The organism is Dactylosporangium sp. CA-052675, from assembly GCF_050947935.1.
Taxonomy (GTDB): Bacteria; Actinomycetota; Actinomycetes; order Mycobacteriales; family Micromonosporaceae; genus Dactylosporangium.
In genome coordinates, this window is sequence record NZ_CP192010.1 from 2,244,482 (window position 1) to 2,270,233 (window position 25,752).

Sequence of the window (25,752 nt, forward strand, 5' to 3'; positions counted from 1 at the left end):
CGCCGAGCGCTGAGCGTTCGTTTCGCCTCCCGGAGCTGCTCATTCGCGCAGTTGCGGCGCCGGGGGACTGAGCGGACGTCTGCGCACGACGGTGACTGAATCGGTGAGCGCGCGTTGCCGACCGACTCGCCCAGCGTGCACGGCGATCCGATCGTTCGCCGTGCGCTGATGAGTGATTCGGTGCGTCGTGCACATCGCTGCTCGCTCGGTGCGCGGTTGCCGCTGGATCGCAGTGCGCGGTTGCGCGGCATTGCTCGCCGTGGGCTGTTGAGTGGGCCGCTCATCGCGCGTTCCTCGGTGGCTGCTCATCGCGGATTCTCGGGCGTTTGCTCATTCGCGCGCTTGGCGGCTGCTCGATGCGCGCGTTAAGCGGGCTGTCTCGGTGCCCATTTGAGTGGGCTGTCGCGGTGCGCGTCTGACTGGGCAATGGTGCGCGTTCGGTCACGGCTCCTTGTGCGTTTGATGGCGAATCCGTCAGGGGGCGAGCAGTGAGCGTTCGCTCGTCGCGTACTGAAGAATCGCTCAGCCGTGTGGCTTTGCGTGGCTCCGGGCGTTGCGGGTTCGCGTGGCTCTAGTGCGGTGTCCACCAACCTTTGCCGGGTCCGCGACACAGCGGGACGAGCGCTCACGGCGGCCGCCAACCCGGTCAATGTTGGCGGTCACCGCACTAGGCGTTGCAGTTTCACGTGGCTCCGGATTTGCGCGCTTGCGGGTTGTTGCGGCGAGTCGCCGTGTGAGTGCCGACCGGCCGTTGACGCCGTTGCGCGGTGTCGGGCGGGTTGGGATCGCTACTGACGTTTTACCTGGTCGCGGCGTTGGGCGCTCGATTGTGCGCCGTGACGGCGTTGGCCGTCAGCAATGTATCGGACTTCGGCGGATGTGAAGGGTCGGAAACGTGGTACATGAGATTTTGCTTGGGCTGGCCGGGCTGCTCGGATCGGTTCCTCTGGCGATCGTTGTCGCGACGCTTTTGCTGCGTGCTGGGCTGCTGCCGTTGAGCATCCGGGCATATCGCGCGGAGCGGGTGCGGGCGAAGTTGGCGCCTCAACTCGCGGAAATTCGGGAGCGGCACGGGCACGAGCCTGCCGTGCTTGCCGAGAAGACCACGGCGCTCATGCGGGAAGCTGGGTCCGGGCCGTTTGCTGGGCTGGTGCCGATGCTTGCTCAGGCGCCGTTCATCTGGCTGCTGTACCGGGAGTTCACGAACGGAGACATGCGCGGGCATTCGCTGTTCGGGTTCGATCTCACCCAGCGGCTGATCGGACACCCGGGGCTGCTCGCCGGGTGGTTGATTGTGGCGGCGCTCGTCGGGATCGCGGCGTGGAATGTTCGCCAGTTGCCGGCCGGCTCGCCCGTATATGTGCGGGTGTTGTCGTTCGCGACGGTTGCGTTCGCGGCGTTCGTGCCGGTCGCGGCCGGGATCTATCTGGTGACTACCGGGTTGTGGACGGCTGTTGAGCGATTCGTCTTCCGGCAGCGCAGTGTCTTGCCGGTCTGACCCGGGCGTTCGTAATCGGCCGTTGGCGATGCCTGCTCGGGTGAGGACGGTTGGGGCGGCTGAACCCGGGCGGCCGCCGCGACCGCGAGGCGCGACCTTGGTCTGTCAGCCGAGTGGCAATAAGCGAGAAGGCCGGAACTGTGAACCGGGACCAGCGCGTCGTGGAGGTGAAGAGCCGAGTCCGAAGGGGGCCGGCGGGGTGGCTAGGACGTGAAAGCCCTGTTCAGGAGCGTGGGCGGCTGGCGGGCGGGGCGGGACTTTCGCGGTACGAGTGCGGAAGTTCTTTTGATTTTGACAAAAGTTCGGTTAGGTCTGGCGGAAAGCCCCGGGTTCGATCTAGGCTCCTAATCCAGCGACATTTGGCGATGTCGTCATCCATGGATCCCTATCGCCACGTTCCTCACCCGCTAGGAGGAGCCCGTGCGTACGGGTGTGTGGCTGGTCGGCGCACGCGGTTCTGTCGCCGTCACCAGCATTGTCGGAGCCGCCGCGCTGCGGTCCGGGCTGGCCGAGCCGATCGGCTGTGTCACTGAGCATCCGCGGCTGCGAACCGGGGTCCTGCCCGGGTTCGCGGACCTCGTGTTCGGTGGTCACGACGTGGTCAATACCAGCCTGCTCAAGCGGGCCGAGGCGCTCGCCGCGGCCGGGGTCGTTCCCGCGCGGCTGGTCGCGGCCCTCCACAGTGAACTGTCGATAGTGGACGATGACGTACGGCCGGTGCCCCACGCGCCGACCCAGCGTGAAACGGCCGCGGTCATGCAGGGCGACCTGGAACGATTCCGGGACCGCCACGAGCTGGAGCGGGTCGTCGTCGTCAACGTCTCGTCCACCGAGGCCGCCGCGGCACCGCACCCCGCGCATGCCGGGCTCGACCGGCTCCGAGCGGCCATGGGGACGCCTGAGCAGGTGCTTCCGGGCAGCTCGGTCGCGGCCTACGCGGCGATGAGCGCGGGATGCGCGTACGTGGACTTCACCCCGTCCACCGGTGCGCGACTCCCGGCACTGCACGAACTTGCGTTGGAGCGTGGCACTCCGTACGCGGGGCACGACGGCAAAACGGGCGAGACCCTGCTCAAGTCCGTGCTCGCCCCGATGTTCGCGATGCGGCGGCTGCACGCGACCTCGTGGTCGGGCATCAACCTGCTCGGCGGCGGTGACGGGGCCACGCTCGCCGAACCGGCCGCGAACGCCGCGAAGTCGGCGAGCAAGCAGCGCGTGCTCGGCGAAACGCTCGGATACGTGCCGGACGGGACGACGCGCATCGAGTACGTTCCGGGGCTCGGCGACTTCAAAACCGCCTGGGACCTCGTCACGTTCGAGGGCTTCCTCGGCACCGCGATGCGCATGGAGTTCACCTGGCACGGGTGCGACTCCGCCCTTGCGGCGCCGCTCGTGCTCGACCTTGCGCGACTCACCGCGGCCGCGCACAGGAACGGACACGTCGGGCCGCTCGCGGCGCTCGCGTTCTTCTTCAAGGACCCGCTCGGCGACACGGACCACGGCCTGGGCGCCCAGTTCGAGACGCTGGCCGAGTTCGTCGGGGGCCTGCGATGAGGTGGCGCGATCTGGCGGAACTCGTTCGTGTGCCCGTGGCGTTGGACGGACCAGGGCCTGGCCAACCGGTTCGAGACGCTGGCCGAGTTCGTCGACGGCCTGCGGTGAGGTGGCACGAGTCGGCCGAAGTCGTTCGTGTGCCCGTAGCGTCGGAGCGTGCCCGGCCCGGCCGTCCGGTTCGAGGCGCCGCCGAGTTGGTCGAGGGCTGCGATGAAGTGGCGTGACCTGGTCGAACTCGTTCGGGCACCCGCGGCCTTGTCGGTGCCGGGAGACATCATCGCGGGCGCCGCGGCCGCGCGGCGGCTCGGGCCGAAGACGGTGGGACTGGCCGGGGCGAGCGTGCTGCTGTACTGGGCCGGTATGGCCGCCAACGACTGGGCCGACCGCGAGATCGACGCCAAGGAGCGGCCCGAACGGCCGATTCCCTCCGGCCGCGTCTCGGCCGGGGCCGCGCTCGGCATCGCGGCCGGCCTGACCACCGCCGGTGTGGTCGCGGCTGGTCTCGCCGGCGGCCGCAAGGCGCTGCTCGTCGCGGCGCCGCTGGCCGGGGCGATCTGGGCGTACGACCTCGGGCCGAAGACACCGGCGCTCATGGCCACCTGTCGAGCGCTCAATGTGCTGCTCGGTGCGAATGAGCAACCCGGAAAGGCCGTTTGGCAGGCGGCGACCATGTTCGCGCACACGTACACCGTCACCGCACTGTCGCAAGCTGAAGTGGACGGGGCCACGCCGGAGCTGCCGACTCGGACGCTTGCCGGGACGGCCGTGGTCGCGGCGGCCGCGGGCGGGACGCCGGCGGCGGGGGCGCTCGCCGGGTGGTACGCGATCCGGTACGGCCGGCCGCAGCTCGACGCCGTCCGGAACCCGGACGCCGCGCATATTCAGCGGGCGGTCGGAGCCGGAATCGTCAACATGCCGGCGCTGCAGGGCGCGTTGACCGCTCGCGCCGGGGCGCCGCGGCTCGGTTTTGCCATCGCCGCGGTGAGCGAACTGGCTCGCCGCCTCGCGAAGAAGGTGAGCCCGACGTGAGTGCACCGTCATGGACGTTCGCGCGCAAGGCGACGCAATCGATTGAGCGGGTGTCGGCTTGCGCGTTTGCGCACAAGGCGACGCAATCGATTGAGCGGGTGTCGGCTTGCGCGTTTGCGCACAAGGCGACGCGAACGATTGAGCGGGTGTCGGCTTGCGCGTTTGCGCACAAGGCGACGGGCTCGGCTGAGCGAGCGGTGGCGGCCGCGATCGGGCGGGAGGCAATGCGATCGAGTGAGCGAACGGCGACTCGGGCGGGTGCGTGCGGAGGAGCGTGCGCCACCTCGCCGCGGACGGCGATGTCTGCGGGCACGGCGGCTGCGGGTCGGTCGGAGTCGGTTGCGGCGGCATCGTGCGGGCCGGACTCGGCTGCGGCGATCGCCGGTGGGCTGGCCTCGACTGTCGCGGCTTCCAGCGGGTTGGCGTCGGGTGGGTTGGTCTCCGGTGGGGCGGCCTCGGGCGCGGCGGCCTCGGGCGCGGCGGCCTCGGGCGCGGCGGCCTCGGGCGCGGTGGCTCCAAGCGCGGTGGTCTCCAGCGGGGCGCCGGCGGAAAGGAAGAGGTGGGTGGCGTGAGCGCGCTCCGGTTCGGCTACGGCACCAACGGCTTCAGCAATCACCGGCTCGACGATGCGCTCGCGGTCATCGCCGGTCTCGGGTACGACGGCGTGGCGCTCACTCTCGACCATCATCACCTGGACCCGTTCGACGCCGGTGTCGCTCGCCACGTGCGCGAGGTCAGTCACCGGCTCAGCCAGCTCGGGCTCGGCGTGGTGATCGAGACCGGCGCGCGCTACCTGCTCGATCCCTGGCACAAGCATGCTCCCACGCTGATCGACGACGAGCCCGGGCCGCGGCTGGAGTTCCTGCGCCGCGCGGTGCGGATCGGGGCTGATCTCGGGGCCGAGGCCGTCAGCTTCTGGGCCGGGGTGCCGCGCGATAGCCTGGCCCGCGACGAGGCCTGGCGGCGGCTCGTCGGCGGGTGCGCCGAGGTCCTGGCTGCGGCCGAGGGGGCCGAGATGATGCTCGGCTTCGAGCCGGAGCCGGGGATGCTCGTGGAGTCGATGGCCGATTGGGAGCGGCTGCGGGCCGATCTCGGGGCGCCCGTGCACTTCGGACTCACGCTCGACATCGGGCACTGCCGGTGTCTGGAGCCGGTGCCGGCTGACGAATGTGTGCGAAAAGCGGCCGGTTCGCTCGTGAACGTGCAGATCGATGACATGCGCCGCGGTGTGCACGAGCACCTTGAGTTCGGGCAGGGTGAGGTCGACTTCCCGCCGGTGCTGCGGGCGTTGGCCGACATCGGGTACGGGGGGCTGATCGCGGTCGAGCTGCCCCGGCACAGCCACGCCGCCCCGTCCGTCGCTCGGGATTCGCTGGCGTTCCTGCGCGAAAAGGCCAAGGAGGCGCTGTGAACCGCGCAACCAGGTCGGCGAGGCATGGTGAAACGAGCAACGGACTGTGCGAACAGGCCAGCGGGGCACCGCGGGACGCGCGAAGCATTGCGCGATCGGTCAGGGTGGCGCTGCGAAACGCGCAACGGACTGCGCTATCGGGCCAGGGTGGCGCTGTGGACAGCGCGGTGGAAGTGAGGGACCGGACTGTGCGGTCGGTCAGGGTGGCGCTGCGAAACGCGCAACGGACTGCGCTATCGGATCAGGGTGGCGCTGTGGACAGCGCGGTGGAAGTGAGGGACCGGACTGCGCGGTCGGTCAGGGTGGCGCTGCGTGGTGCCGCGAAAAGAGCAACGGACTGCGCTATCGGGTCAGCGTGGCGCCGTGGACAGCGCGGCGGAAATGATCGACCGCACCGTGCGATTCGCCGAGGAAGCCCGGTGAAGCCGCGACGGGACTGCGCGACCAAAGCCAAGGAGGCCACGTGAACCTCATTTCAGGACTGCGCGCCGAGCTCGCCGACACCGTCTGGCTGGACACCGCGCTGGAGACCGTGGCCCGTCAGCCGGCCGCGATCGGCCGGCTGTTCCCGGCCGTCGGCCGCCGCTGCGGGCGCTGGATGCTCAAAGAACCGCCAGGCTGGAGCGTCGATGACGCCGCCCGGGTGCTGCTGCTGACGCGACTGCGGGACCAGAGCGAGATCCCGCAGCTGTACCGCCACGGCGACGCCGCCGAGAAACGCGCGATTCTGCGCGCTCTTGCGCTGCTCGAGCCGGAAGCGGACACGGTGACGCCCCTCCTTGAGGACGCGCTGCGCACGAACGACGCGCGGCTCGTCGCCGCCGCGCTGGGGCCGGCCGCCCGGCACCTCGACGCGGCCGCGTGGCGGCAGGGCGTGCTCAAGGCCGTCTTCATGCAGCTCCCGCTCGACCAGGTGGCCGACCTCGACGAGCGGGCCGACGCCGAGCTGGGCGTCATGCTCGCGGGCCTGGCCGAGGAGCGCCGCGCCGCCGGCCGCACCATGCCCGCCGACGCCCAAGCGTTGATCCAGCGACTCCGGGGGAGCCGGACGATGCCCGGCGACTCCGAAGCGTTGAACCAGCGACTGCAGGAGGGCGGCACGATGGCCGGCGGCGCCGACGCGTTGGACCAGCGGATCGGGGAGAGCCGGACGATGGCCGGCGGTGCCGAAGCGTTGGACCAGCGAGTCCGGGAGAGCCGCACGATGGCCGGCGGCGCCGACGCGTTGGACCAGCGGCTCGGGGAGAGCCGGACGATGGCCGGCGGTGCCGAAGCGTTGGACCAGCGAGTCCGGGAGAGCCGCACGATGGCCGGCGGCGCCGAAGCCTTGATCCAGCGACTCCAGGAGAGGGGACAGTGATGCGCATCTTCGACCCCCACATCCACATGACCTCGCGTACCACCGATGACTACGAGCGTATGGCCGCGGCCGGCGTGCAGGCCCTCGTCGAGCCCGCGTTCTGGCTCGGCCAGCCCCGCACCAGCGTGGGCTCGTTCACCGACTACTTCGACTCGCTCGTCGGGTGGGAGCCGTACCGCGCGAGCCAGTTCGGCATCCGCCACCACGCCACGATCGCGCTCAACCCGAAGGAGGCCAACGACCCGCGCTGCCGCGAGGTGCTCGACGTGCTCCCGCGCTATCTCGAGAAGGACGGCGTCGTCGCGGTGGGCGAGATCGGCTACGACTCGATGACGCCGGCCGAGGACGAGGTCTTCGCCGCGCAGCTCGCGCTCGCAATCGAGCACGAACTTCCGGCGCTCGTGCACACGCCACACCGGGACAAGGCGCGTGGTACTGCACGTACGCTCGCCGTCGTGCGCGAGTCCGGGCTGGAGCCCGGCCGGGTCGCCGTCGACCACCTCAACGAGGTCACGGTCGCGGCGGTGGCCGAGTCCGGCTGCTGGATGGGGTTCTCCATCTACCCGGAGACGAAGATGACGGCCGAGCGGATGGTGCACATCCTGCGCGAGTACGGGCTGGAACGCATGCTCGTCAACTCCGCCGCCGACTGGGGGCGATCGGATCCGCTGCTGACGAGAAGTACCGGTGAAGCAATGCTGGCCGCCGGGTTCTCCGACGACGACGTGGACCGTGTCCTGTGGCGCAATCCGGTCGAGTTCTACGGACAGTCCAAGAAGCTGGACTTCTCCACTGTGGACACAGCGGAGACCCACGAGGGCAACTCGATCCGGCGCGGGGGCGAGTGATGCGGCTGCGGCACCCCGACGGGCAGACGGTCCACCTGGCGTACGGCACCAACGTCCACCCCGCCGAGGACCTCGACGGCATCGTCGCGCAACTGGGCACCTACGCCACGCCCATGCGCGAACGGCTCGGCACCGACCTGCTCGGCCTCGGCCTGTGGCTCAGCGCCGGCGTCGCCGCCGAACTCGCCGCGGACGGGGCCGCCCGCCGCCGGCTGCGCCGCGAGCTCGACGCGCGCGGCCTGGAGGTGGTGACGCTCAACGGTTTCCCGTACGGCGCGTTCCACGCTCCGGTCGTCAAGCGCGCCGTGTACTTCCCGGACTGGGCCGATCCGGCGCGCCTGCGGTACACCCTGGATCTGGCAAGGATTCTTGTGGACCTGATGCCCGACGACGCCGCCCGCGGCTCCATCTCCACGCTTCCGCTGGGCTGGCGCGAACCGTGGGACGGCCCGCAGGCGGCCCGGGTCGGCCGGGCCCTCGACGCGCTCGCGCAGGGGCTGGCCGGGCTGGAGGCGCTCACCGGGCGCGCCGTGCGGGTCGCGTTCGAGCCGGAGCCCGGCTGCGTCATCGAGAACACGCTGCAGGCCACCGTGCACCTGGCCCGGGTCGACCGGCATTGGCTCGGCGTCTGCGTCGACCTGGCCCACCTCGCCTGCCAGTGGGAGGACCCGGTCGCGGCGGTGCAGCGGCTCGCCCGCGCCGGGCTGCCGGTGGTGAAGGTCCAGGTCTCGGCCGCGCTGGAGGTCGCCGACCCCGCCGGTGCCCGGGAGGTCGTGGCCCGGTACGCCGAGCCGCGCTTCCTGCACCAGACCCGCACGGCCGGCTGCCGGCACTCCTACGACGACCTCGACGAGGCCCTGGCCTCGGCCGAGGCGGGCGGGGAGCCGTGGCGGGTGCACTACCACGTGCCGTTGCACGCGGAGCCGGAGCCGCCGTTGCGTTCGACCACGCCGGTGCTGCGGGCCGGGCTCGGGGTCCTCGTCGGCGGTCCGGTCGCGGCCTGCGACCACCTCGAGGTGGAGACGTACACCTGGGGCGTCCTGCCCGCCGAGCGCCGCCCGGAGAGCGCGCGTGAGCTGGCCCACGGGATGGCCGCCGAGCTCGCCTGGACCCGCGACACCCTGCATGACCTGGGGTTGAAGGGATGAGCGGCCCGTCGGGCCCGTCGGTCGCCGCGTGGTCGTGGCGGCATGGGTCGTCGGCTCCCGGGGCCGCGGGCGTGCGCGGTCCGCGGCGAAGTGCTGTGCAAGCCGGTCGCCGCGCGGGCCGGGGCCGGAGCGAAGGGGAGGTCTTTGCATGAGCCGTCAGTTGCTGGTGCTCGATGTTGTCGGTTTGACGCCGCGGCTGCTGCCGCACATGCCGAACCTGATGAGCGTTGGTGCAGCGGTGCCGCTCGAGCCGGTGCTGCCCGCGGTCACGTGCTCGGTGCAGTCGACGTTCCTGACCGGCGAGCCGGTGTCGGGGCACGGGATCGTCGGCAACGGGTGGTACTTCCGCGATCTCGGCGAGGTCCTCCTGTGGCGCCAGCACAACGCGCTCGTCGGCGGTGAGAAGCTGTGGGACACCGTCCGGCGGGCCGAGCCCGGGTTCACCGTCGCGAACGTCTGCTGGTGGTACGCGATGGGCGCCGACGTCGACTGGACCGTCACCCCGCGGCCGATCTACTACGCGGACGGGCGCAAGGAGCCCGACTGCTACACGTACCCGCCCGAGCTGCACGACGAGCTGGTCGCCGATCTGGGGCCGTTTCCGCTGTTCACGTACTGGGGGCCGACCGCCGGCCTGCCCTCGTCCTCGTGGATCGCGCGGGCCGCCGAGCGGATCATGGCCGCCAAGAACCCCGACCTGACCCTCGTGTACCTCCCGCACCTCGACTACGACCTGCAGCGCTACGGGCCGTCCGACCCGCGGGCCGAGCGGGCCGCGGCCGAGCTCGACACGGTGATCGCGCCGCTGCTGCGCGCGGCGCGCGAGAGTGGACGCACGATTGTGGCGCTTTCCGAGTACGGCATCACGGATGTGCGCCGGCCGGTGGACATCAACCGGCTGCTGCGCTCGGAGGGCTGGCTGAACGTGCACACGCAGGACGGGATGGAGTATCTCGACCCGTGGACGTCGCGCGCGTTCGCCGTCGCCGATCACCAGATCGCGCACGTTTATGTTCGTGACGCGCGGGATGTGCCAGAGGTACGCAAGGTGTGCGAGCAGCTGCCGGGTGTCGGCGAGATCCGGGACGGGCTCGGGCACGAGCGCTCCGGTGAGCTGGTGCTGCTCGCCGAGCCGGACGCGTGGTTCACGTACTACTACTGGCTCGACGACGCGCGGGCGCCTGACTTCGCGCAGCTTGTCGAGATTCACCGCAAGCCTGGCTACGACCCCGCGGAGCTGTTCTTCGATCCGGCCGGGCCGGGGGCGGCGAAGGCTCGGGCGGGACTCGCGCTGGCCAGGAAGAAGCTGGGGCTGCGGTATCGGATGAGTGCCGTTGGGCTGGACGCGGGTGCGCGGGCGGTCCGGGGCTCTCACGGGCTGCTGCCGGCCGATTCCGCCGACGGGCCGGTCTGGCTCTGCGACGATCCGGCGGTCGCTCCGGCCCGCGTCCATGCGACCGAGGTCAAGGGTTTGCTGATGCGCCTGCTCGAGGGGGACGGCGCGCGGGAGTGAGGCGACACGTCTGCTGAGGCGCCTGGCCGCCGCCCGTTTGCGCGAATGTGCGGGCGGCTGTGCGCGGGCGTGACCGGGTCGGGTTGCTGAGGCGGTTGGCCTCCTGTCTGCGCGAATGTGCGGGCGGCTGTGCGCGGGCGTGACAGGGTCGGGTTGCTGAGGCGGTTGGCCTCCTGTCTGCGCGAATGTGCGGGCGGCTGTGCGCGGGCGTGACAGGGTCGGGTTGCTGAGGCGGTTGGCCTCCTGTCTGCGCGAATGTGCAGGCGGCTGTGCGCGGGCGTGATGTGACGGGGTGGGTCCACTGCGGCGCCCGGACCCGCCTGAGGACGCGTGACCGGGGGCACAGGTCAACCGGCCCGCGCCTGCACACGCGGAGCAGCGATCAAGTGGTCGATGTGCAGCGATCAAGGGGTCGATCGTTGCGCGTTCCTGTGGTCGAGATGGGGGAGTCAACCGGCCCGCGTCCGGGGCGGCGCCTGCGCTCGCGTGGCGGCGGCCAAGAGGTCAGCCCGGCCTGCGTCCGTGCCCGTGCCTGCATTGACGACGCAAGAGGTCAGCCGGCCTGCGGCGGCGCCGGTGCCCGCATGGACAAAGCAAGAGGCCGCGCCGGTGCCCGCATGGAAAGCAAGAGGCCGCGCCGGTGCCCGCATGGACAAAGCAAGAGGCCGCGCCGGTGCCCGCATGGACAAAGCAAGAGGCCGCACCGGTGCCCGCATGGAAAGCGAGAGGCCGCGCCGGTGGCCGCATGGACAAAGCAAGAGGTCATCCCGCCTGCCGTGCGTGCCGGTGCCCGCGCGGACGAACGCAAGTGGTCAACCTGCGGGCACGAGGTCAGGGAGCTACGGCCGCCTCCGCCCGCAACAGGTGATGCGCGGACTTGATGCGATACATCTCCGCGTCCGCCACGCGCATCAGGTTGTCCAAGTCGCCGTCGCGCGCGGTTGCGGTGCCGATGCTCGCGTCCACCGACACCGTCCCCGCGCCCAGGCGTACCGGCTCCGTGAGCGACGCGCGCAGCCGCGCCGCCACCTCGTGGGCGCGGTGCGCGTCCGTGTCGTGCAGCAGCACCAGAAACTCGTCGCCGCCGAGCCGGGTGACCAGGTCGTGGTCGCGCACCTCCGCGCGCAGCCGCGCCGCCATCACCCGCAGCAACTCGTCGCCGCCGAGCCGGGTGACCAGGTCGTGGTCGCGCACCTCCGCGCGCAGCCGCGCCGCCATCACCCGCAGCAACTCGTCGCCCGCGGCGTGTCCCAGCGTGTCGTTGACCGCCTTGAACCCGTCGAGGTCGAGGACGAGCACGGACGCGGGCACGCCGGGGTGCACGGTGCTGCGCGCATGTTCGTGCAGCAGATGCCGGTTGCCCAGGCCCGTGAGCGGGTCGTGCAGTGCCTGTTCGCGCAGTCCCGCCGCCTGTTCGCGCAGGCTGGCCCGGGCCGCGGCCAGCTGGCCGAGATGGTTGTGGTGCGCCCGCGACAGCAGCCCGGTCAGGACCGCCACCACGAGCTCGAGGCCGGGCGCGACGCTGACGAGATCGGCCGGCACCTGGTGGCCGGCGATCTGCGGCGAGTACAGATAAAGGAGGATCCCCGCGACCGATTCGGCCGCGAAGACCGTCAGCGCGCCCGTGAGCTGGTGCCGGTAGGCGCCGACGATGATCGGGATGATGAGCAGCGGCCAGAAGACGAGGTCGGGTGAGGCCGCCGAGCTGTAGACCATGGCGATGATCGCCGCGGTGTCGACGGCCAGGAGCACGGCGCTGATGTGCGGGTAGCGGCGGCGGCCCACGCTGCGCAGCGCGTGCACGCCCAGCAGGTTGATGAGCGCCTCGGCGACGGCGGCGGCGATGCCCAGTACCGTCGACATCCCCGGCACACGGGGAAACACGGTGAGGCTCAGGGCGATCCACAGCACCGCGGCCGCGCGGCTGATGATGCCGGCCCACTCCAGGCTGCGCCGCATGCGCACGAGCGCGTCGTCGACCTGGAACGATTGCACGGGGTTTGACTCGACGGTCCGGGCCCTGACCTGAGCCATGGGCGAACCTGAGAAGTATCACAGGTAGAACCCCTAAGGAATGGCTTTCAGGTGCGTTCCGGATAGTCGGGGGGGTGCACGGTCCGTAGTCTTCCCGACGTGACACTCATCGAGACGCGTGCGCTGACGAAGCGCTACGGGGGTGGCGTCACCGCCCTGTCGGACCTGACCCTGGCGGTGGAGCCGGGGATCATCGGCCTCGTCGGGGCCAACGGCGCCGGGAAGTCCACCTTCATCAAGATCATGCTGGGCCTGCTGCCGCCGACCACGGGCGAACTGCGGGTCCTCGGGCTCGACCCGACCACGAACGCCGAGGACGTGCGGTCGCGGGTCGGGTACATGCCGGAGCACGACTGCCTGCCGGGCGAGGTCTCGGCCGCGGAGTTCGTGACTCACCTCGCGCGGATGAGCGGCCTGCCCGCCACGGCCGCCCGCGAGCGCGCCTCCGAGGCGCTGCGCCACGTCGGGCTCTACGAGGAGCGGTACCGTCAGATCGGCGGCTACTCGACCGGCATGAAGCAGCGCGTCAAGCTGGCGCAGGCCCTGGCCCACGACCCCGACCTGCTGCTGCTGGACGAGCCGACGAACGGCCTCGACCCGGCCGGCCGCGACGCCATGCTGGAGCTGGTGCACCGCATCGGCACCGAGTTCGGCATCTCCATCGTGGTCTGCTCGCACCTGCTCGGCGAGGTCGAGCGCATCTGCGACTCGATCATCGCCATCGACGGCGGGCGGCTGCTGCGCTCGGCGTCGGTCGAGGACATGACGACGAGCCGCGACGTGCTCACCGTCGAGGTGTCCGAGGGCGTCGAGCAGCTCACCGCGCGCCTCGCGGAGCTGGGCATCCCGGCCGGCCGCGACGGGGCCGCGCTCACCGTGCCGCTGGACTCCGAGGACGTGTACGACCGGATCCTCGTCGCGGTCGCCGAGCTCGACCTGCCGCTGCACCGGCTCGACCAGCGCCGCCACCGCGTGGCCGAGCTGTTCCAGACCCACTCCGTCACCGCACCCGCGCTGAGCGCTCAGGAGGCCGGCCGTGGCGCCGCAGACTAGTGTCATCCACGACATCGGCTATCAGCGATACACGGGACCGCGGCTCGGCCGGTGGTACGCCAACCGCTCCCTCTACGAGCACAGCGTGCGCGCCGCGTTCGGCATCGGGCGCGGGGCCAAGGCCAAGATCTTCCCCTGGATGATCATCGGCATCGTGCTGCTCGTGGCCGTGGTCGTCATCGCCTACCGGTCGATCAGCGGCCAGACCCTGATGTCGTACCGCGACTATGTCGCCGGGCTGAGCTACCCGGTCATGCTCTTCCTGGCCATCGTGGCCCCCGAGCTCGTGTCGCGGGACCTGCGCGATCGAACGCTTCCCTTGTACTTCTCCCGCCCCCTCGCCCGCACCGACTACGCGCTGTCCAAGTTCGCCGCGCTGGTCACCGCCGTGCTGCTGCTCCTGGGCGTGCCGCAGCTGCTGATCTACATCGGGGCCGTGTTCACGCGCACCGACGGCTTCTCCGGCGCCTGGCACGAGCTGGGGGACCTGGCCCCGGGCCTGGCCGCCTCGTTCATCCGCGCGCTGATCCTGGCCGGCGTCTCGCTGCTGGTCGCCTCGCTGACCGGCCGGCGCGCGTTCGCCGCGGCGTTCATCGTCGGCGTCTTCCTCATCACCTCGCCGATCGTGGGCATCCTGAACTTCCTGGGCAACGCCACCCTGGCCAAGCTCTCGTTCATGGCCAACCCGATGACCATGATGCTCGGCCTCGAACAGTGGGTCTTCGGCGTCGAGGGGAACAACCGGCTGCCGATCGGCAACCTCGGCCCGGTGTACGGCGCCGGCGCGCTCATCCTGCTCGCCGGTTCCGTCGGGCTCCTGCTGCTGCGTTACCGGAAGGTGGCCGCCTGACATGAGTACCGTCGACCTGCAGCACGTCTCGCGGTGGTACGGCAACGTGGTCGCCGTCAACGACGTCACCATGAGCCTCGGGCCGGGCGTCACCGGCCTGCTGGGCCCGAACGGGGCCGGCAAGACGACCCTGCTGCACATGATGTCGGGCTTCCTCGCCCCGTCGCGCGGCACGCTGACCGTGGACGGCGCCCCGACCTGGCGCAATCCCGACGTGTACCGCACGCTCGGCCTCGTCTCCGAGCGGGAGAGCGTGCACGGCTTCCTGACCGGTCACGAGTTCGTGCTCGCCAGCGCCAAGCTGTTCCGGCTCGCCAACCCGGAGGAGGCCGCCCGCCGGGCGCTCGCCCTCGTGGAGATGGAGCCGGCCCAGGACCGCCGGATCGAGACGTACAGCAAGGGCATGCGCCAGCGCATCCGGGTGGCGGCCGCGCTCGTGCACGAGCCGAGCGTCCTGCTGCTCGACGAGCCCTTCAACGGCATGGACCCGCGGCAGCGCTTCCACATGATGGACCTGCTGCACAAGATGGGCGACGAGGGCCGCACGGTCCTGTTCTCCTCGCACATCCTGGAGGAGGTCGAGCAGGTCTCCGGCACCGTGCAGGTCATGGTGGCCGGCCGCCTCGCCGCCTCGGGCGAGTTCCGCACCATCCGGCGGCTGATGACCAACCGCCCGCACGTGTTCACCATCCGCTCCAGCGACGACCGGCGCCTCGCGGTCGCCCTGATGACCCTGGGATCCGTCGCGGGCGTCGACATCGACGCGACCGGCCTGCAGGTGCGCGCGTCGGACTACGGCACGTTCACCCGTGCCCTGCCGCGCGTCGCGCTCAAGGAGGGCGTCCGGGTGCGCCGCCTCATCCCGGCCGACGAGTCCCTGGAAAGCGTCTTCTCCTACCTGGTGGGTGCCTCATGAACACCACTGTCGCGATGATCACCGCCCGGGGCCTGCTGGGCCGCCGCCGGATCTGGCTGCTGGTGCCGCTCCCGCTGCTGCTCATCGGCCTCACGCTGATCGTCAAGGCGTTCGGCCCGGACCCGGCCGAGTGGGGCGAGGGGGTCATCGGCGGCCTCGGTTTCTCCGCGGTACTGCCCGTGATCGCCCTCATCATCGGCACCGGCGTCCTGGGCTCGGAGATCGACGACGGGACCATCACGCACATCCTGAGCAAGCCGCTCCCGCGCTCGGAGATCATTTTCACCAAGCTCGCCGTGGCGACCGGCGTCACCGCCCTCTTCGCCGGCGTGCCGCTGTTCATCGTGGGCCTGATCGCCGGCCAGCCGCCGCTGGCCTTCGCGCTCTTCGTCGGCGGGGTGATCGGCTCGCTCGCGTACTGCTCGATCTTCCTGCTGCTCAGCGTCGTGACCCGGCGGCCGGTGCTCGTGGGGCTGGCGTACGTGGTGTTGTGGGAGGGCGTGCTGGGCAACATCCTGACGGGGACGCAGAAGCTGTCGATCCAGCAGTACGTGCAGGCGATCGTCGACTGGCTCGCCCCGACGGACCTGCTGCACGGCAACGTGGCGGTGCCGCTGAGCTGCGTGATGGCGGCGGTGTTCACGGTGGCCTCGACGGCCTACGCGATCCAGCGGCTGCGGACGCTCTCGGTCGCGGGGGAGACCGGCTGATCCCGGCTGCCGGCACCGGCGGCGGCGCGCTCCAGCACCACGGGAGCGCGCCGCCGCCTTTTCCGCGTAGCGGCACCACGGCGGCGCCCATCCGGCCGGCCTGGGGTGTCCGTCCGGAGCGCTGTCGCGTTGAGCCGCGGAGCAAGCGCCTTCGCCTTTTCCGCGTAGCGGCACCACGGCGGCGCCCATCCGGCCGGCCTGGGATGTCCCTCCGGAACGCTGTCGCGCTGAGCCGCGGAGCAAGCGCCTTCGCCTTTTCCGCGTAGCGGCACCACGGCGGCGCCCACCCGGCCGGCCTGGGATGTCCCTCCGGAACGCTGTCGAGCTGAGCCGCGGAACAAGCGCCTTCAAACCGCCGTGACCTGCGGAAACGATAAGTCGGGCACTCCGTGCCACGACTTATCGCATATATGACCCGCCGACAGGGCATAAGTCCGAAATGTCGGATCACGAAGTGTCCGACATTTCGGGAAACCCGCCGGCGCCCCGGCGAGGCCCGAGTGGCGCGGCCCAGCACGGCGATGGTTGGGTGTGATCGTGCATCGGGTCTACAGCGTGGCCGTCTTCATCGTCCTGGCCTCGCTCGACAACGTCGCGATCGGCCTCGTCCCGCCCCTCTACTCACCCATCAGCCGCGCCCTCGGCGTCGGCGAGGGCGCCCTCGGCGTGGTCACCGCCGTCAGCTACCTCGTCACCGCCGTGGCCGCCGTCGCATGGGCGTACGCCGGCGACCGGACCGACCGCAAACCCGTGCTCATGATCGGCACGCTGATCTGGGCGGCCGGCACCGGGGCGACCGTGCTCACGGACGGGTACTGGACGTTCCTGGCCGCCCAGCTGTTCGCGGCCGTGGGCCTCGGCGCCGTCGGCTCGGTCGGGTTCTCCGTGGTCAGCGACCTCATCTCGCCGAAGCGGCGGGGCCTGGTCATGAGCCTCTGGGGACTGTCGCAGGGCGTCGGCACCCTCGCCGGGGTCCTCGTCGCCAGCCAGCTCGGCGGCACGAACTGGAAGGTCCCGTTCTCGGTGCTGGCCGTGCTCGGCGTCGTGGCCTGCGCCGGGTACTTCACCACCGCCGACATCCGCCGCGGGCAGAGCGAACCCGATCTCGCCGCGGTGTTCGCGGCCGGCGAGGAGTACGAGCACCGCATCTCCCGGGCCGACCTGCCCCGGATCGCGGCGCGGCGGACGAACGTGTGGCTCGTGCTGCAGGGGCTCACGGCCCAGGCCGCGTTCGGGTCGCTCGTCTGGCTGCCGCGGCTCTTCCAGGCCCGGGCCGAGGCCCAGGGCTACGACGAGAGCACCGCGATCGCCGTCGGCGGGCTGCTGGCGATCATGTTCCAGCTCGGCGGGGTGCTGTCGATCGTCGGCGGGCTGCTCGGGGACCGCTGGCAGCGGCGCGACCTCGGCGGCCGGGCGAAGGTGGCGGCGATCGGGATGCTGGCCGGCGTCCCGCTGTACGTGCTGCTGTTCTTCGCCCCGATCGGCCTGCCCGAGCCGCGGGGCCGCCCGGCGCTGCAGATCGTGCTGGGCTCGCTGTTCACCTCGCCCGGCCTGCTCGGGGCGTTCCTGCTGGCCGTGGTGGCGCTGGCGCTGACCTCGGCGAACTCGCCGAACTGGTTCGCGCTCATCGCCGACGTCAACCCGCCGGAGCACCGCGGCACGGTGTACTCCATGGGCAACCTCGTCAACGGCGTCGGCCGGGCCGCCGGCAACGGGCTCGTCGGGGCCGTGTTCGCGGCCCTCGCGCGCTCGTTCCCGCCGCCGGCGAACCTGGCCATCGGGCTCGCCGTGTTCCAGGTCTTCTTCATCCCGACCGGGATCATGTACTGGCTGGCGTCGCGCACCTCGCCGAAGGACATCCGCGAGGTGCACGAGCTGCTGCGGGGCCGGGCGGCCGCCGAGGTCAGTTCCCGAACGCCCGCTGGTGGCTCGGCGGGGTGAACTGCTCCACGGGCTGACCCTGCAGCGCGGCCTTCAGGGTGTACGCCACCGCGTTGTTGATGACCGGGTGCGACATGGTCCGGTTGGTCTGCGGGTTGTCCGGGTCCGTGAGGATCCCGGCCACGGCCAGCTGCTTCGTCATGGCCACGAACGTCGCGCTCTTGCCGCTGTCGGTCGTGCCGGTCTTGCCCGCGACCGGGCGGCCGACGGCGCCGCGCACGTTCGTGGCGGTACCGCTGCCGGGGCAGGCGCCGAACGCGGACTGGTCGCCGACCGGGCACCGGGCCATGTCCACGGCCGCGCGCGCGATGTCGGGATCGACGGCCTGCTTGCACTGCGGCTGCCCGGCGTCGATCTTGTTGCCGCTGACGTCGCGGATCTCGGTGATCGGCGTCGGCGCGCAGTAGTTGCCGTCGGCGGCGAGGGCCGCGTAGGCGCCGGCGAGGTCCAGCGGCGTCGTGTCCGACACGCCGAGGGTGAACGCGCCCCACTGCTTGGCGTCCTTGGCGAAGTTCGCGTCCTGCGACGAGCGGAACTGGATGCCGAGGCGCTTGGCCACGTCCACCACGTGGTCGGCGCCGACGCGCTGCTCGAGCGGGACGAAGTACGTGTTCAGCGACATGCCGAAGCTCTGCCACATGTTGAACGTGCCGGTCGGGTCGCCCTCGGAGTTCTTCGGGCAGTAGTGCGGGCCGTTGCACGCCGCGGGGCTGCTCGCGCTGATCGGGTAGTCGGACACGAACTGCGCCTGCACGTCCTCGGTGTGCGACAGCGCCAGCCCGGACTCCATCGCGGCGACCGCGGTGAAGATCTTGAACGAGGAGCCGGCCTGGTAGCCGGGCACGTCCGGCCCGCCGGTGATGAAGGGCACCGTGGTGTTCGGATAGTTGCCCTTCTGGCCCTTGCGGTCGGGGTTGGTGCTCTGGCCGTTGCCGCTCTGGTCGTTGCTGAAGTTGCGGTTGGTGGCCAGGGCCTGCACCCGGCCGGTGCCCGGCTCCACGGCGGCGACCATCACCGCCTCCGGGTTGCCCAGGCCCACGTTCGCCGAGCCGACGTCGGGCTGGTTCTTCGCATACTTGAACGCCGCCGCCTGGGTCTGCACGTTCAGCGAGCTGATGATGGTGTACCCGCCCGAGCGCAGCTTGTTCTCCCGGTCGAACGCGTCGGCGCCGAAGGCGGGCTGCTCGTCCCACCAGCGGCGCAGATAGTCGCAGAGGAACCCGGCGCCCAGGTCGCCGCGCTGCACGGACTCGCAGCCCTCGGGCGTGCGCTGGCCCACGATGGTCAGCTTCTGCGCCTTGGCCTCGTCGCGCTGCTGCGGCGTGATGTACTTCATCGCCACCATCTGGTCGAGCACGTACCCCTGCCGCCCGATCGCCTTCGGCAGCCCGTCCGCGGTCGCCGGGTCGTTCGTCGAGGGCGCCTTCACGAGCCCGGCCAGCAGCGCGGCCTCGGCGAGCGTGAGGTCCCTGGGGTCCTTGCCGAAGTAGACGTGCGCGGCCGCGTAGATGCCGAAGGCGCCGTGGCCGAAGGTGGAGATGTTGAGGTACCGCTCCAGGATCTGCTGCTTGGTGAGCTTCTTCTCCAGCGCCATCGCCAGCTTCATCTCTTTGAGCTTGCGGGCCGGCGTCTTCGCGGTCGCGTCGACGACCTCCTGCGGCGTGCGGGCCGAGTAGGAGGTCGCCTGGCGCACGTACTGCATCGTCAGCGTCGAGGCGCCCTGCTGGTCGCCGCCGTTCTCGTTGTTCACGAACGCGCGGGCGACCCCCTTGAGGTCCACGCCCTTGTGCTCGTAGAACCGGTTGTCCTCGGCCGCGACCATGGCCTGCTGCATCACCGGGGCCACGTCGGCGATCGGCACGTCGCGCCGGTTCTCGTCGTACATCATCGCCAGCAGCGTCGTGCCGTCGCTGGCGTAGATGTAGGAGATCTGTGGCGAGGGCAGCACGTCGAGATCGCTCGGGATCTCCTCGAACGTGTCGGCCCCGGACTTCGCGGCCAGGCCGGAGAAGGCGAGTCCCGGGAACGTGGCCGCGGCGACCACCACCCCGGCGAACAGTCCGCACAGCAACAACGAGGCGGCGGCCCTCAGGGCCGGCAAGGGACGCAGACGCACCCTCCAAGCCCTACCCCATCGAGCCGCCGCCGACACGTGAAAAACCACACCGGGTGCCATGACAACCGAATCGCGGCATTGACGCGCTCTACAACGTCTTGAGGTGAAACCCTCCGTCGACGTCGATGACCTGGCCGGTGGAGAAGGGCAGCAGCCCGCTCGCGATCGCGACCACCGCCTTGCCCACGTCGTCCGGGGTGCCCCACCGGCGGATCGGGGTCACGCCCTCGTCGAGGATCAGCCGGTCGTACTTCTCCTTGACGCCGCCGGTCATGTCGGTGGCGATGATCCCGGGGCGCACCTCGTACACGGTGATGCCGTGCTCGGCCAGGCGCGCGGCGTACAGCTTGGTGAGCATCGCCAGGCCGGCCTTCGTGACGCAGTAGTCGCCGCGGTTGACGCTCGCGGTGTAGGCGCTCATCGAGGAGATGGTCACGATGCGGCCCGCGGTGCCGGCGGCGATCATGCGGTTGGCGACCAGCTGGGTCAGGAAGTAGGGGCCCTTGAGGTTGATCCCGACGAGCCGGTCGAACGACTCCTCGCCGGCCTCGAGGATGTCGGCGCGCACGTCCGGCGCGACACCGGCGTTGTTCACGAGCAGCTCGATGTCGCCGAAGGCCGCGTAGGCCTCCGCCACGAGCCGGGCGCGGTCCGCGGACTCGGCGAGATCGGCCCGTACCGTGGCCGCCTTCGCCCCGTGCCGCTCGACCTCGGCCGCGACCCGCGCCGCGGCGTCGGCGTTGCTCGCGTAGTTGACCACGACGTCCCAGCCGGCCCGGGCCAGCGCCAGCGCGATGCCCCGGCCGATCCCGCGGGAGGCCCCGGTGACGAGGGCGGCGCTCACGCGGTGCCCCCGAAGAAGGTGTAGTACGGCCCGTTGTCGAGGCGGAGCAGGTAGAGGCCGAGCTCGCGCAGGTGGTAGTCGCCCCACATGCTCGACTCGCCGTTGGGCACCCGCTGGCCCTCGTGGACCTGGTCCCAGCCGTTGGGGCGATGGTAGACCGAGTGCAGCAGGAGGCCCTGGTGGCCCGGGTCGGTGCTCAGGTACGGCTCCCGCAGCAGCGTGCTCGCGACCGTCAGGCCGGCCTGGGTGTACCGCTCCTCGCCGAGCGCGCGCCCGAGCCGCAGCAGGCCCTGGGCCCCGATCGCGGCGGCGCTGGAGTCGACGGGCTCGTGCTCGTTGAACGGGTCCGCGGGCGCGTCGAGGTCGAGCCGCGCGATCCCGGGGGCGCCGGTGTCCCAGTAGGGCACCCCGTCGGCCGGCGACGAGCCGATGTAGAAGTCGCACGTGGCCCGCGCGGCCTCCTCGAAGACGTCGTCGTGCTCGAGCTCGAGCAGCTCCGCGAAGCCGAGCATCGCCCAGGCCAGGCCGCGCGTCCAGGTCGAGAAGGGGGAGTACCCCTGCTGCGTGCTCGGCGCCCGGAACCGCCCGTCGCTGACGTTGAACAGGGCCTCGTGCACGGTGCGCCCGCGCACGTCGTAGGCGTCGCGCCCGGTGCCGTAGAAGACGTTGTACTTGGCGGTGTTGTACGCGTGCTGGCGCATCCGCTCCCGCAGGTCGATCCGCTCGTCGTGCTCGCCCATCAGCACGTGCCCGAGCCGGTGGGCGACGGCGAGGGAGCGGCACGACCGGATGGTGTCGACGAACAGGGACTGGGGGCCGTTGAAGCTGTAGATGTACCCGGTGCCGTCCTCGATCTTCTGCCAGCGCGCGGCCTGGACCGCGCCGGAGACCTTCAGCGCCAGCTCGGCCGCGGCCCGCTCGGTCTCCTCGACGCGGCCCTCGCCGACCAGGCGCAGAATCGCACCGTACGTGCTGACGTTGTTGAACCCGTGGTCGTGCACGCCGACGTGGCTGACGTGCGGCGCCATCAGGGTTCTGGTCTGCTCGAGGCCGAGGGTCCGGAAGCGCTCGTCGCCGGTCGCGTCGAACTGCAGCAGCGCCGAGCCGACCTGGAACCCCTGCGTCCACTCGGTCCAGCCGCGGGCCGTGTACCGCCCGTCGACGGTGAACACCGGCGAGCCGCCCCCGCCGTGAGGGTCGAGGGCCAGGATCTTCCCGGCGGAGAGCTCGAACATCCGCTCGACGTCGGCAACGAGGTCCTTGCCGGTGAGCCCCGATTCGGTGCGCAGCATGCGGGGGATGTTACCGAGGAAAGCCCTTTCCTGAAAGCCCCGGCGTCCTGTCCCGAACCTCCTGGCGTTGCGCCACCCGCTCGGGCCGTGTCGTCCGCCGAGCGGATGCGAGGGCTCGACCGGCGCGTGCGAGGATATGCGGCGATGGACATCGCGGTGGAGGACGTCACCGCCCGCTGGGTCACCGCCTGGACCACGGGACGCACGACCGACCTCTTCAAACTCCTGGCAGCGGCCCCGGCGATCGAGACGAACCTGGACCCGGACGGCGACTTCATCGAACTCCTGACGGACTACGCCGCCGCCCTGGATTCGGTGACGGTCTTCGCCGAGACGGTCCTGGACCGCCGGGCCGCCCTGGTCTACGACTGCACCCTGTCGGGCGAGACCTTCCGCCTGGCGGAGTTCCTGACCGTGAACGAGGCGGGCCTGGTGACAGAAATCCGCCGCGTGTACGACCTGAACGCCATCGAACGCCTGATGCCCCACCTGCTCCTGGAGCACTGAGCCCCACGGCCGGCCGGTCTCCCGCGCCTCTCCTCCCCCCGCGCGCGTGGTGTCCGCGACCCCGACCTCTGCACCTTGCCTGCTCGCGCGTGGTGTCTACGGTCCCCGACTTCTGCACCTAGCCTTCTCGCGAGTGTTGTTTGCAGTGCCCGACCCGTGCACCTCACCTTCTCGTGCGTGGTGTCTGCAGTGCCCGGCCCGTGCACCTCGCCTTCTCGCGCGTGGTGTCTGCAGTCCCCGGCCTCTGCACCTCGCCTTCTCGCGCGTTGCTCACTCGGGCCGGTGTCTCGCGCCTGCCCTTGTCGCGCTTCTACCTGCGACGTTACGGGTTATCCACAGGCTGGAAGTTTCTCTTCCGCGGGGGCGGCGGGAGGGGAAAGCTGGAACTCGTGAGCGACAAGGAAATCCCGGCTCCATCCGTCGGCCGCCGGCCAGACGACCACACCATCACCCGCGGCCCACCGGGCCGCCCCTGAGATTCCCGAACGCCGGGCGACGCCGGAACGGCCGCGCCGTCCTCGCGGCTGCCCGCGCTCCTTGCTTCGCGCGGAACCCGCACCGCGCCGGAGTGCGTACGCCGCCGCGAAGGCCACGCCGCGCCGCCCAGTGCGGGGCCGGGCCGACCCGCCGCGCAGGGTCGGCCCAGTCCCCGCCCGCCGCGTCACGCCCGGGACCGCCGCAACCCGACGGAGACGTCCCGACCGGTACGCCCGCGACCCCTCGCGACCTCACGCCCGGGTTCGCTCCGGCCCAACGGCGACATCACGCCCTGGATCCCACGGCTCAACGACAACACCACGCCCGGATTCGCCGCGACGCCAAGGCGACACCCACTGATCCGCGACTCTTGTCCCTTCTCGACCACACCGTCAACACCGACCAGCACGCCGGCACTTCCGCACGCCAGCACATCCGCACGCCAGCACTTCCGCACGCCAGCGCTTCGGCACGTCAGCACCCGGCACGACGACAGCACTGGACTCGGCCGAGTCACGCTCCGATCTACGTGACGAGCACGCACCCTCAACGCGAGCAGGATCAGCGCTGAGGACCCGTCACGGCCGCAGCGCACCGGCACCGAGCGCCACGGGGGCGCTTGGCGCCGGATGGACACCGAGCGTCACGGGGTGGTCGGCGTCCAGCGCTTCGGCGGCGCTTCGGCATCGTGCGCCTCGCAGTGAGTGCCATGCGAGGTGAGGCGCCGCGGACGCGCACGGGCACCGAGCGCCACGGGGGCACTCAGCGCCGTATGGGCACCGAGCGCCACGGGGGTGCTTGGCGCCGCGCGGACACCGAGCGCCACGGGGGCGGTCGGCGTCCAGCGCTGCGCCGCGACGCTGCGCGATGCGGGGGAGATGCGGGGGAGTGGCACCCCGGTGACGCCGGCGACCGGCCACCGCCGGCCGCGCGGCCGTTGTGTGCGGCGAGGGGGCTCACACAACGGCGGAGGCCGGACCCGGGGGCGGGGTCCGGCCTCGTCGAGCCGAAGTGCGGAAGGAGGAACGCGTCAGGCGACCGTGGTCATCGACGACGCCGAGACGAACGTGTAGCCCAGGGACTGGATGCCCTCGACGGTCGACTTGAGGTACGACGTGCCCAGGTACGGGTGGTAGAAGAAGCTCGCCACGCCGTCGCGGACGGCCAGGTTCGCCTTCGCGTTCGCGATGAGGTCGGCCGGCAGCACGGCCGGGTGCTGGTTGAACGGCTCCGGCTCGATGTTGCCGATGTTCTCCGGGATGATCGTCGAGCCGTAGACGTCGCGGACGGTGTACGGGAAGTACTGGCCGACCATGTGGGCGACGCGGTTGTCCACCGTGGTGCCCGAGAGCACGCCCGGGAAATAGAGGCCGCGGTCGTAACGGACGCCGAAGAGCGTGTTGATGGTCTTGTAGTCCAGCGCCGAGGCGGCGTAGTGCGGCGGCTCGAAGATGGTCGGCTGGGAGAGGCCGGCCATGAGCCAGTCGGCGCGGGAGGCGGTGACGCGAGCGGTCACGTTCAGGGCCGAGTCGTTCTTCACCGGGCCGTCGTAGATGACGGCGTCGTTGGCGTCGACGTGGGCGAGGAAGAACTCGAAGTCGTTCGCGCTCACGCCGTCGTACGGGTTGTTCAGCGCGTCGAGCTGGTGCGTGTAGCCGTGCATGAGCAGCGTGCCGCCCTTGCTCTGCATGTACTTCAGGGCGCTGACCACCAGTGGCCGCTGACGCAGCGTGTAGTCCTCGGCCTTGCCATTGTTGTTCACGCCCTTCGGGTCGCGGTAGCGGCTGTAGACGGCGACGGTGAACGGGACCTTCTTGCTCGACAGGTAGTCGGCGACGGCGCGCAGCTCGGCCGGGTCGGCGTCGGGGCCGACGTCCTCGATGCGGACCAGGGCGCGGTGCCGCGCGGCGGTCCGCGGGGCGAGCACGTCGTAGAGCAGGTCCGAGAACGCGAGGTACCGGTCGTTCGACGTGATGTAGGAGAACGGGATCTCGCCGATGTAGGTCAGGTTGCCGGACTTGATGCCCCAGGGGAACTTCGATCCGTCGGCGCGCACGGCGTCGGCCACGCTGACCGCCTTGGCGCTGTCGTAGACGGCGTAGTCCATGATGCCGGCGAGGTTGCGGGTGTCGCGGGTCAGCGCGGTGCCCTTGTAGTCGACCTCGGCGACGGTGGAGACGTCGAAGCCCTTCCAGGTGTACCCGTACTTCGCCGCGAAGTCCGCCGAGCGCGCGGTCAGCTGCCAGATGTTGTCGTACAGCCACACCACCGGCTTGCTCGTGGCCAGCACGTCGTCGAGGAAGGCGGCCGGGATCGGCTCGTCGTACGTCGAGCCGACGTAGACGACCGCGCTGTACTTCTCCAGCTCGCCCTTGGTGTAGGTGCCGACCGGGTGCGCGGTCCAGGCGCCGAAGTGCGAGACGAGGTTCGTGGCCATCATCCCGTAGTCCTCGCCGAGCCAGGCGTACTCGCCGGTGTAGTCGTAGAGGACGAGCGTCTTCGTCGAGGCGCTGGAGCCGGTGGCGCCGGCGCCGGAGACGGTCTTCGCGGTGGTCGCGGCCAGGGCCGGGGCCGCGGGAGCGGCGAGGCCGAGCACCGCGGCGAGCACGAGGCCGAGCAGAGCTGACAGCTTGCGCATGAGCGAACTGATC

General features: G+C 71.0%; 19 protein-coding genes. 14 read left to right on the top strand and 5 right to left on the bottom strand.

Translation table 11 applies throughout. From position 1 onward, the window contains the following. Nucleotides 1–895 precede the first annotated feature (895 nt). The 8 genes from yidC to ACQP1P_RS10135 all read left to right on the top strand — a co-directional run bounded on the left by yidC (nt 896) and on the right by ACQP1P_RS10135 (nt 10,361). Complete coding sequence (yidC, locus tag ACQP1P_RS10100; protein WP_433085291.1) at nt 896–1,498, top strand: membrane protein insertase YidC; 603 nt, start codon at nt 896–898, stop codon at nt 1,496–1,498. Between the two features lie 420 nt (nt 1,499–1,918). Continuing rightward, entirely contained in the window at nt 1,919–3,052 is a 1,134-nt protein-coding gene (locus tag ACQP1P_RS10105) for an inositol-3-phosphate synthase (protein ID WP_433085293.1), read from the top strand. Between the two features lie 210 nt (nt 3,053–3,262). After that, the gene (locus ACQP1P_RS10110) at nt 3,263–4,081 is read left to right on the top strand and encodes an SCO3242 family prenyltransferase (protein ID WP_433085295.1); all 819 of its coding nucleotides are present in this window, start codon (nt 3,263–3,265) and stop codon (nt 4,079–4,081) included. Between the two features lie 274 nt (nt 4,082–4,355). Continuing rightward, on the top strand, nt 4,356–5,492 hold the full coding sequence (locus ACQP1P_RS10115; RefSeq protein ID WP_433085297.1) for a sugar phosphate isomerase/epimerase family protein: 1,137 nt from the start codon (nt 4,356–4,358) through the stop codon (nt 5,490–5,492). 463 nt (nt 5,493–5,955) lie between these two features. Then, nucleotides 5,956–6,852 carry an EboA domain-containing protein gene (locus tag ACQP1P_RS10120; RefSeq protein WP_433085299.1) on the top strand — a complete coding sequence of 299 codons (897 nt, stop codon included), beginning with the start codon at nt 5,956–5,958 and terminating at the stop codon, nt 6,850–6,852. Continuing rightward, on the top strand, nt 6,852–7,700 hold the full coding sequence (locus ACQP1P_RS10125) for a TatD family hydrolase (protein WP_433085301.1): 849 nt from the start codon (nt 6,852–6,854) through the stop codon (nt 7,698–7,700). Before ACQP1P_RS10120 ends, ACQP1P_RS10125 begins: the two co-directional genes overlap by 1 nt. Continuing rightward, entirely contained in the window at nt 7,700–8,848 is a 1,149-nt protein-coding gene (gene eboE, locus ACQP1P_RS10130; RefSeq protein WP_433085303.1) for a metabolite traffic protein EboE, read from the top strand. Before ACQP1P_RS10125 ends, eboE begins: the two co-directional genes overlap by 1 nt. A 148-nt stretch (nt 8,849–8,996) precedes the next feature. Further along, entirely contained in the window at nt 8,997–10,361 is a 1,365-nt protein-coding gene (locus tag ACQP1P_RS10135) for an alkaline phosphatase family protein (RefSeq protein WP_433085305.1), read from the top strand. A gap of 831 nt (nt 10,362–11,192) precedes the next feature. On the opposite strand, the gene ACQP1P_RS10140 is transcribed toward ACQP1P_RS10135, so the two are convergent. Further along, nucleotides 11,193–12,395, bottom strand: coding sequence for a diguanylate cyclase (locus ACQP1P_RS10140; RefSeq protein WP_433085307.1), 1,203 nt, complete (start codon nt 12,393–12,395; stop codon nt 11,193–11,195). A gap of 99 nt (nt 12,396–12,494) precedes the next feature. Between ACQP1P_RS10140 and ACQP1P_RS10145 the strand changes: the two genes are divergently transcribed. The 5 genes from ACQP1P_RS10145 to ACQP1P_RS10165 all read left to right on the top strand — a co-directional run bounded on the left by ACQP1P_RS10145 (nt 12,495) and on the right by ACQP1P_RS10165 (nt 17,865). Further along, nucleotides 12,495–13,448, top strand: a complete 954-nt coding sequence (locus ACQP1P_RS10145) for an ABC transporter ATP-binding protein (RefSeq protein WP_433085309.1) — start codon at nt 12,495–12,497, stop codon at nt 13,446–13,448. Further along, nucleotides 13,432–14,298 (top strand): ABC transporter permease, encoded by an 867-nt coding sequence (locus tag ACQP1P_RS10150; RefSeq protein WP_433085311.1) that lies wholly within the window; start codon nt 13,432–13,434, stop codon nt 14,296–14,298. The genes ACQP1P_RS10145 and ACQP1P_RS10150 overlap by 17 nt, the downstream gene beginning before the upstream one ends. Before the next feature lies 1 nt (nt 14,299). Continuing rightward, complete coding sequence (locus tag ACQP1P_RS10155; protein ID WP_433085313.1) at nt 14,300–15,214, top strand: ABC transporter ATP-binding protein; 915 nt, start codon at nt 14,300–14,302, stop codon at nt 15,212–15,214. After that, nucleotides 15,211–15,924, top strand: a complete 714-nt coding sequence (locus tag ACQP1P_RS10160) for an ABC transporter permease subunit (protein ID WP_433085315.1) — start codon at nt 15,211–15,213, stop codon at nt 15,922–15,924. Before ACQP1P_RS10155 ends, ACQP1P_RS10160 begins: the two co-directional genes overlap by 4 nt. A gap of 525 nt (nt 15,925–16,449) precedes the next feature. Further along, entirely contained in the window at nt 16,450–17,865 is a 1,416-nt protein-coding gene (locus ACQP1P_RS10165) for an MFS transporter (RefSeq protein ID WP_433085317.1), read from the top strand. On the opposite strand, the gene ACQP1P_RS10170 is transcribed toward ACQP1P_RS10165, so the two are convergent. The 3 genes from ACQP1P_RS10170 to ACQP1P_RS10180 all read right to left on the bottom strand — a co-directional run bounded on the left by ACQP1P_RS10170 (nt 17,828) and on the right by ACQP1P_RS10180 (nt 22,117). Beyond that, complete coding sequence (locus tag ACQP1P_RS10170; RefSeq protein WP_433085319.1) at nt 17,828–19,981, bottom strand: transglycosylase domain-containing protein; 2,154 nt, start codon at nt 19,979–19,981, stop codon at nt 17,828–17,830. The two genes, ACQP1P_RS10165 and ACQP1P_RS10170, sit on opposite strands and share 38 nt — an antisense overlap. An 88-nt stretch (nt 19,982–20,069) precedes the next feature. After that, nucleotides 20,070–20,825, bottom strand: coding sequence for a 3-ketoacyl-ACP reductase (locus tag ACQP1P_RS10175; RefSeq protein ID WP_433085321.1), 756 nt, complete (start codon nt 20,823–20,825; stop codon nt 20,070–20,072). After that, complete coding sequence (locus ACQP1P_RS10180; RefSeq protein ID WP_433085323.1) at nt 20,822–22,117, bottom strand: hypothetical protein; 1,296 nt, start codon at nt 22,115–22,117, stop codon at nt 20,822–20,824. Before ACQP1P_RS10180 ends, ACQP1P_RS10175 begins: the two co-directional genes overlap by 4 nt. Before the next feature lie 144 nt (nt 22,118–22,261). Here ACQP1P_RS10180 and ACQP1P_RS10185 point away from each other — a divergent pair, with 144 nt between their 5' ends. After that, nucleotides 22,262–22,624 carry a hypothetical protein gene (locus ACQP1P_RS10185; protein ID WP_433085325.1) on the top strand — a complete coding sequence of 121 codons (363 nt, stop codon included), beginning with the start codon at nt 22,262–22,264 and terminating at the stop codon, nt 22,622–22,624. Nucleotides 22,625–24,131: 1,507 nt separating this feature from the next. Here ACQP1P_RS10185 and ACQP1P_RS10190 read toward each other — a convergent pair. Further along, nucleotides 24,132–25,739 (bottom strand): DUF2334 domain-containing protein, encoded by a 1,608-nt coding sequence (locus ACQP1P_RS10190; protein ID WP_433085327.1) that lies wholly within the window; start codon nt 25,737–25,739, stop codon nt 24,132–24,134. Nucleotides 25,740–25,752 lie beyond the last annotated feature (13 nt).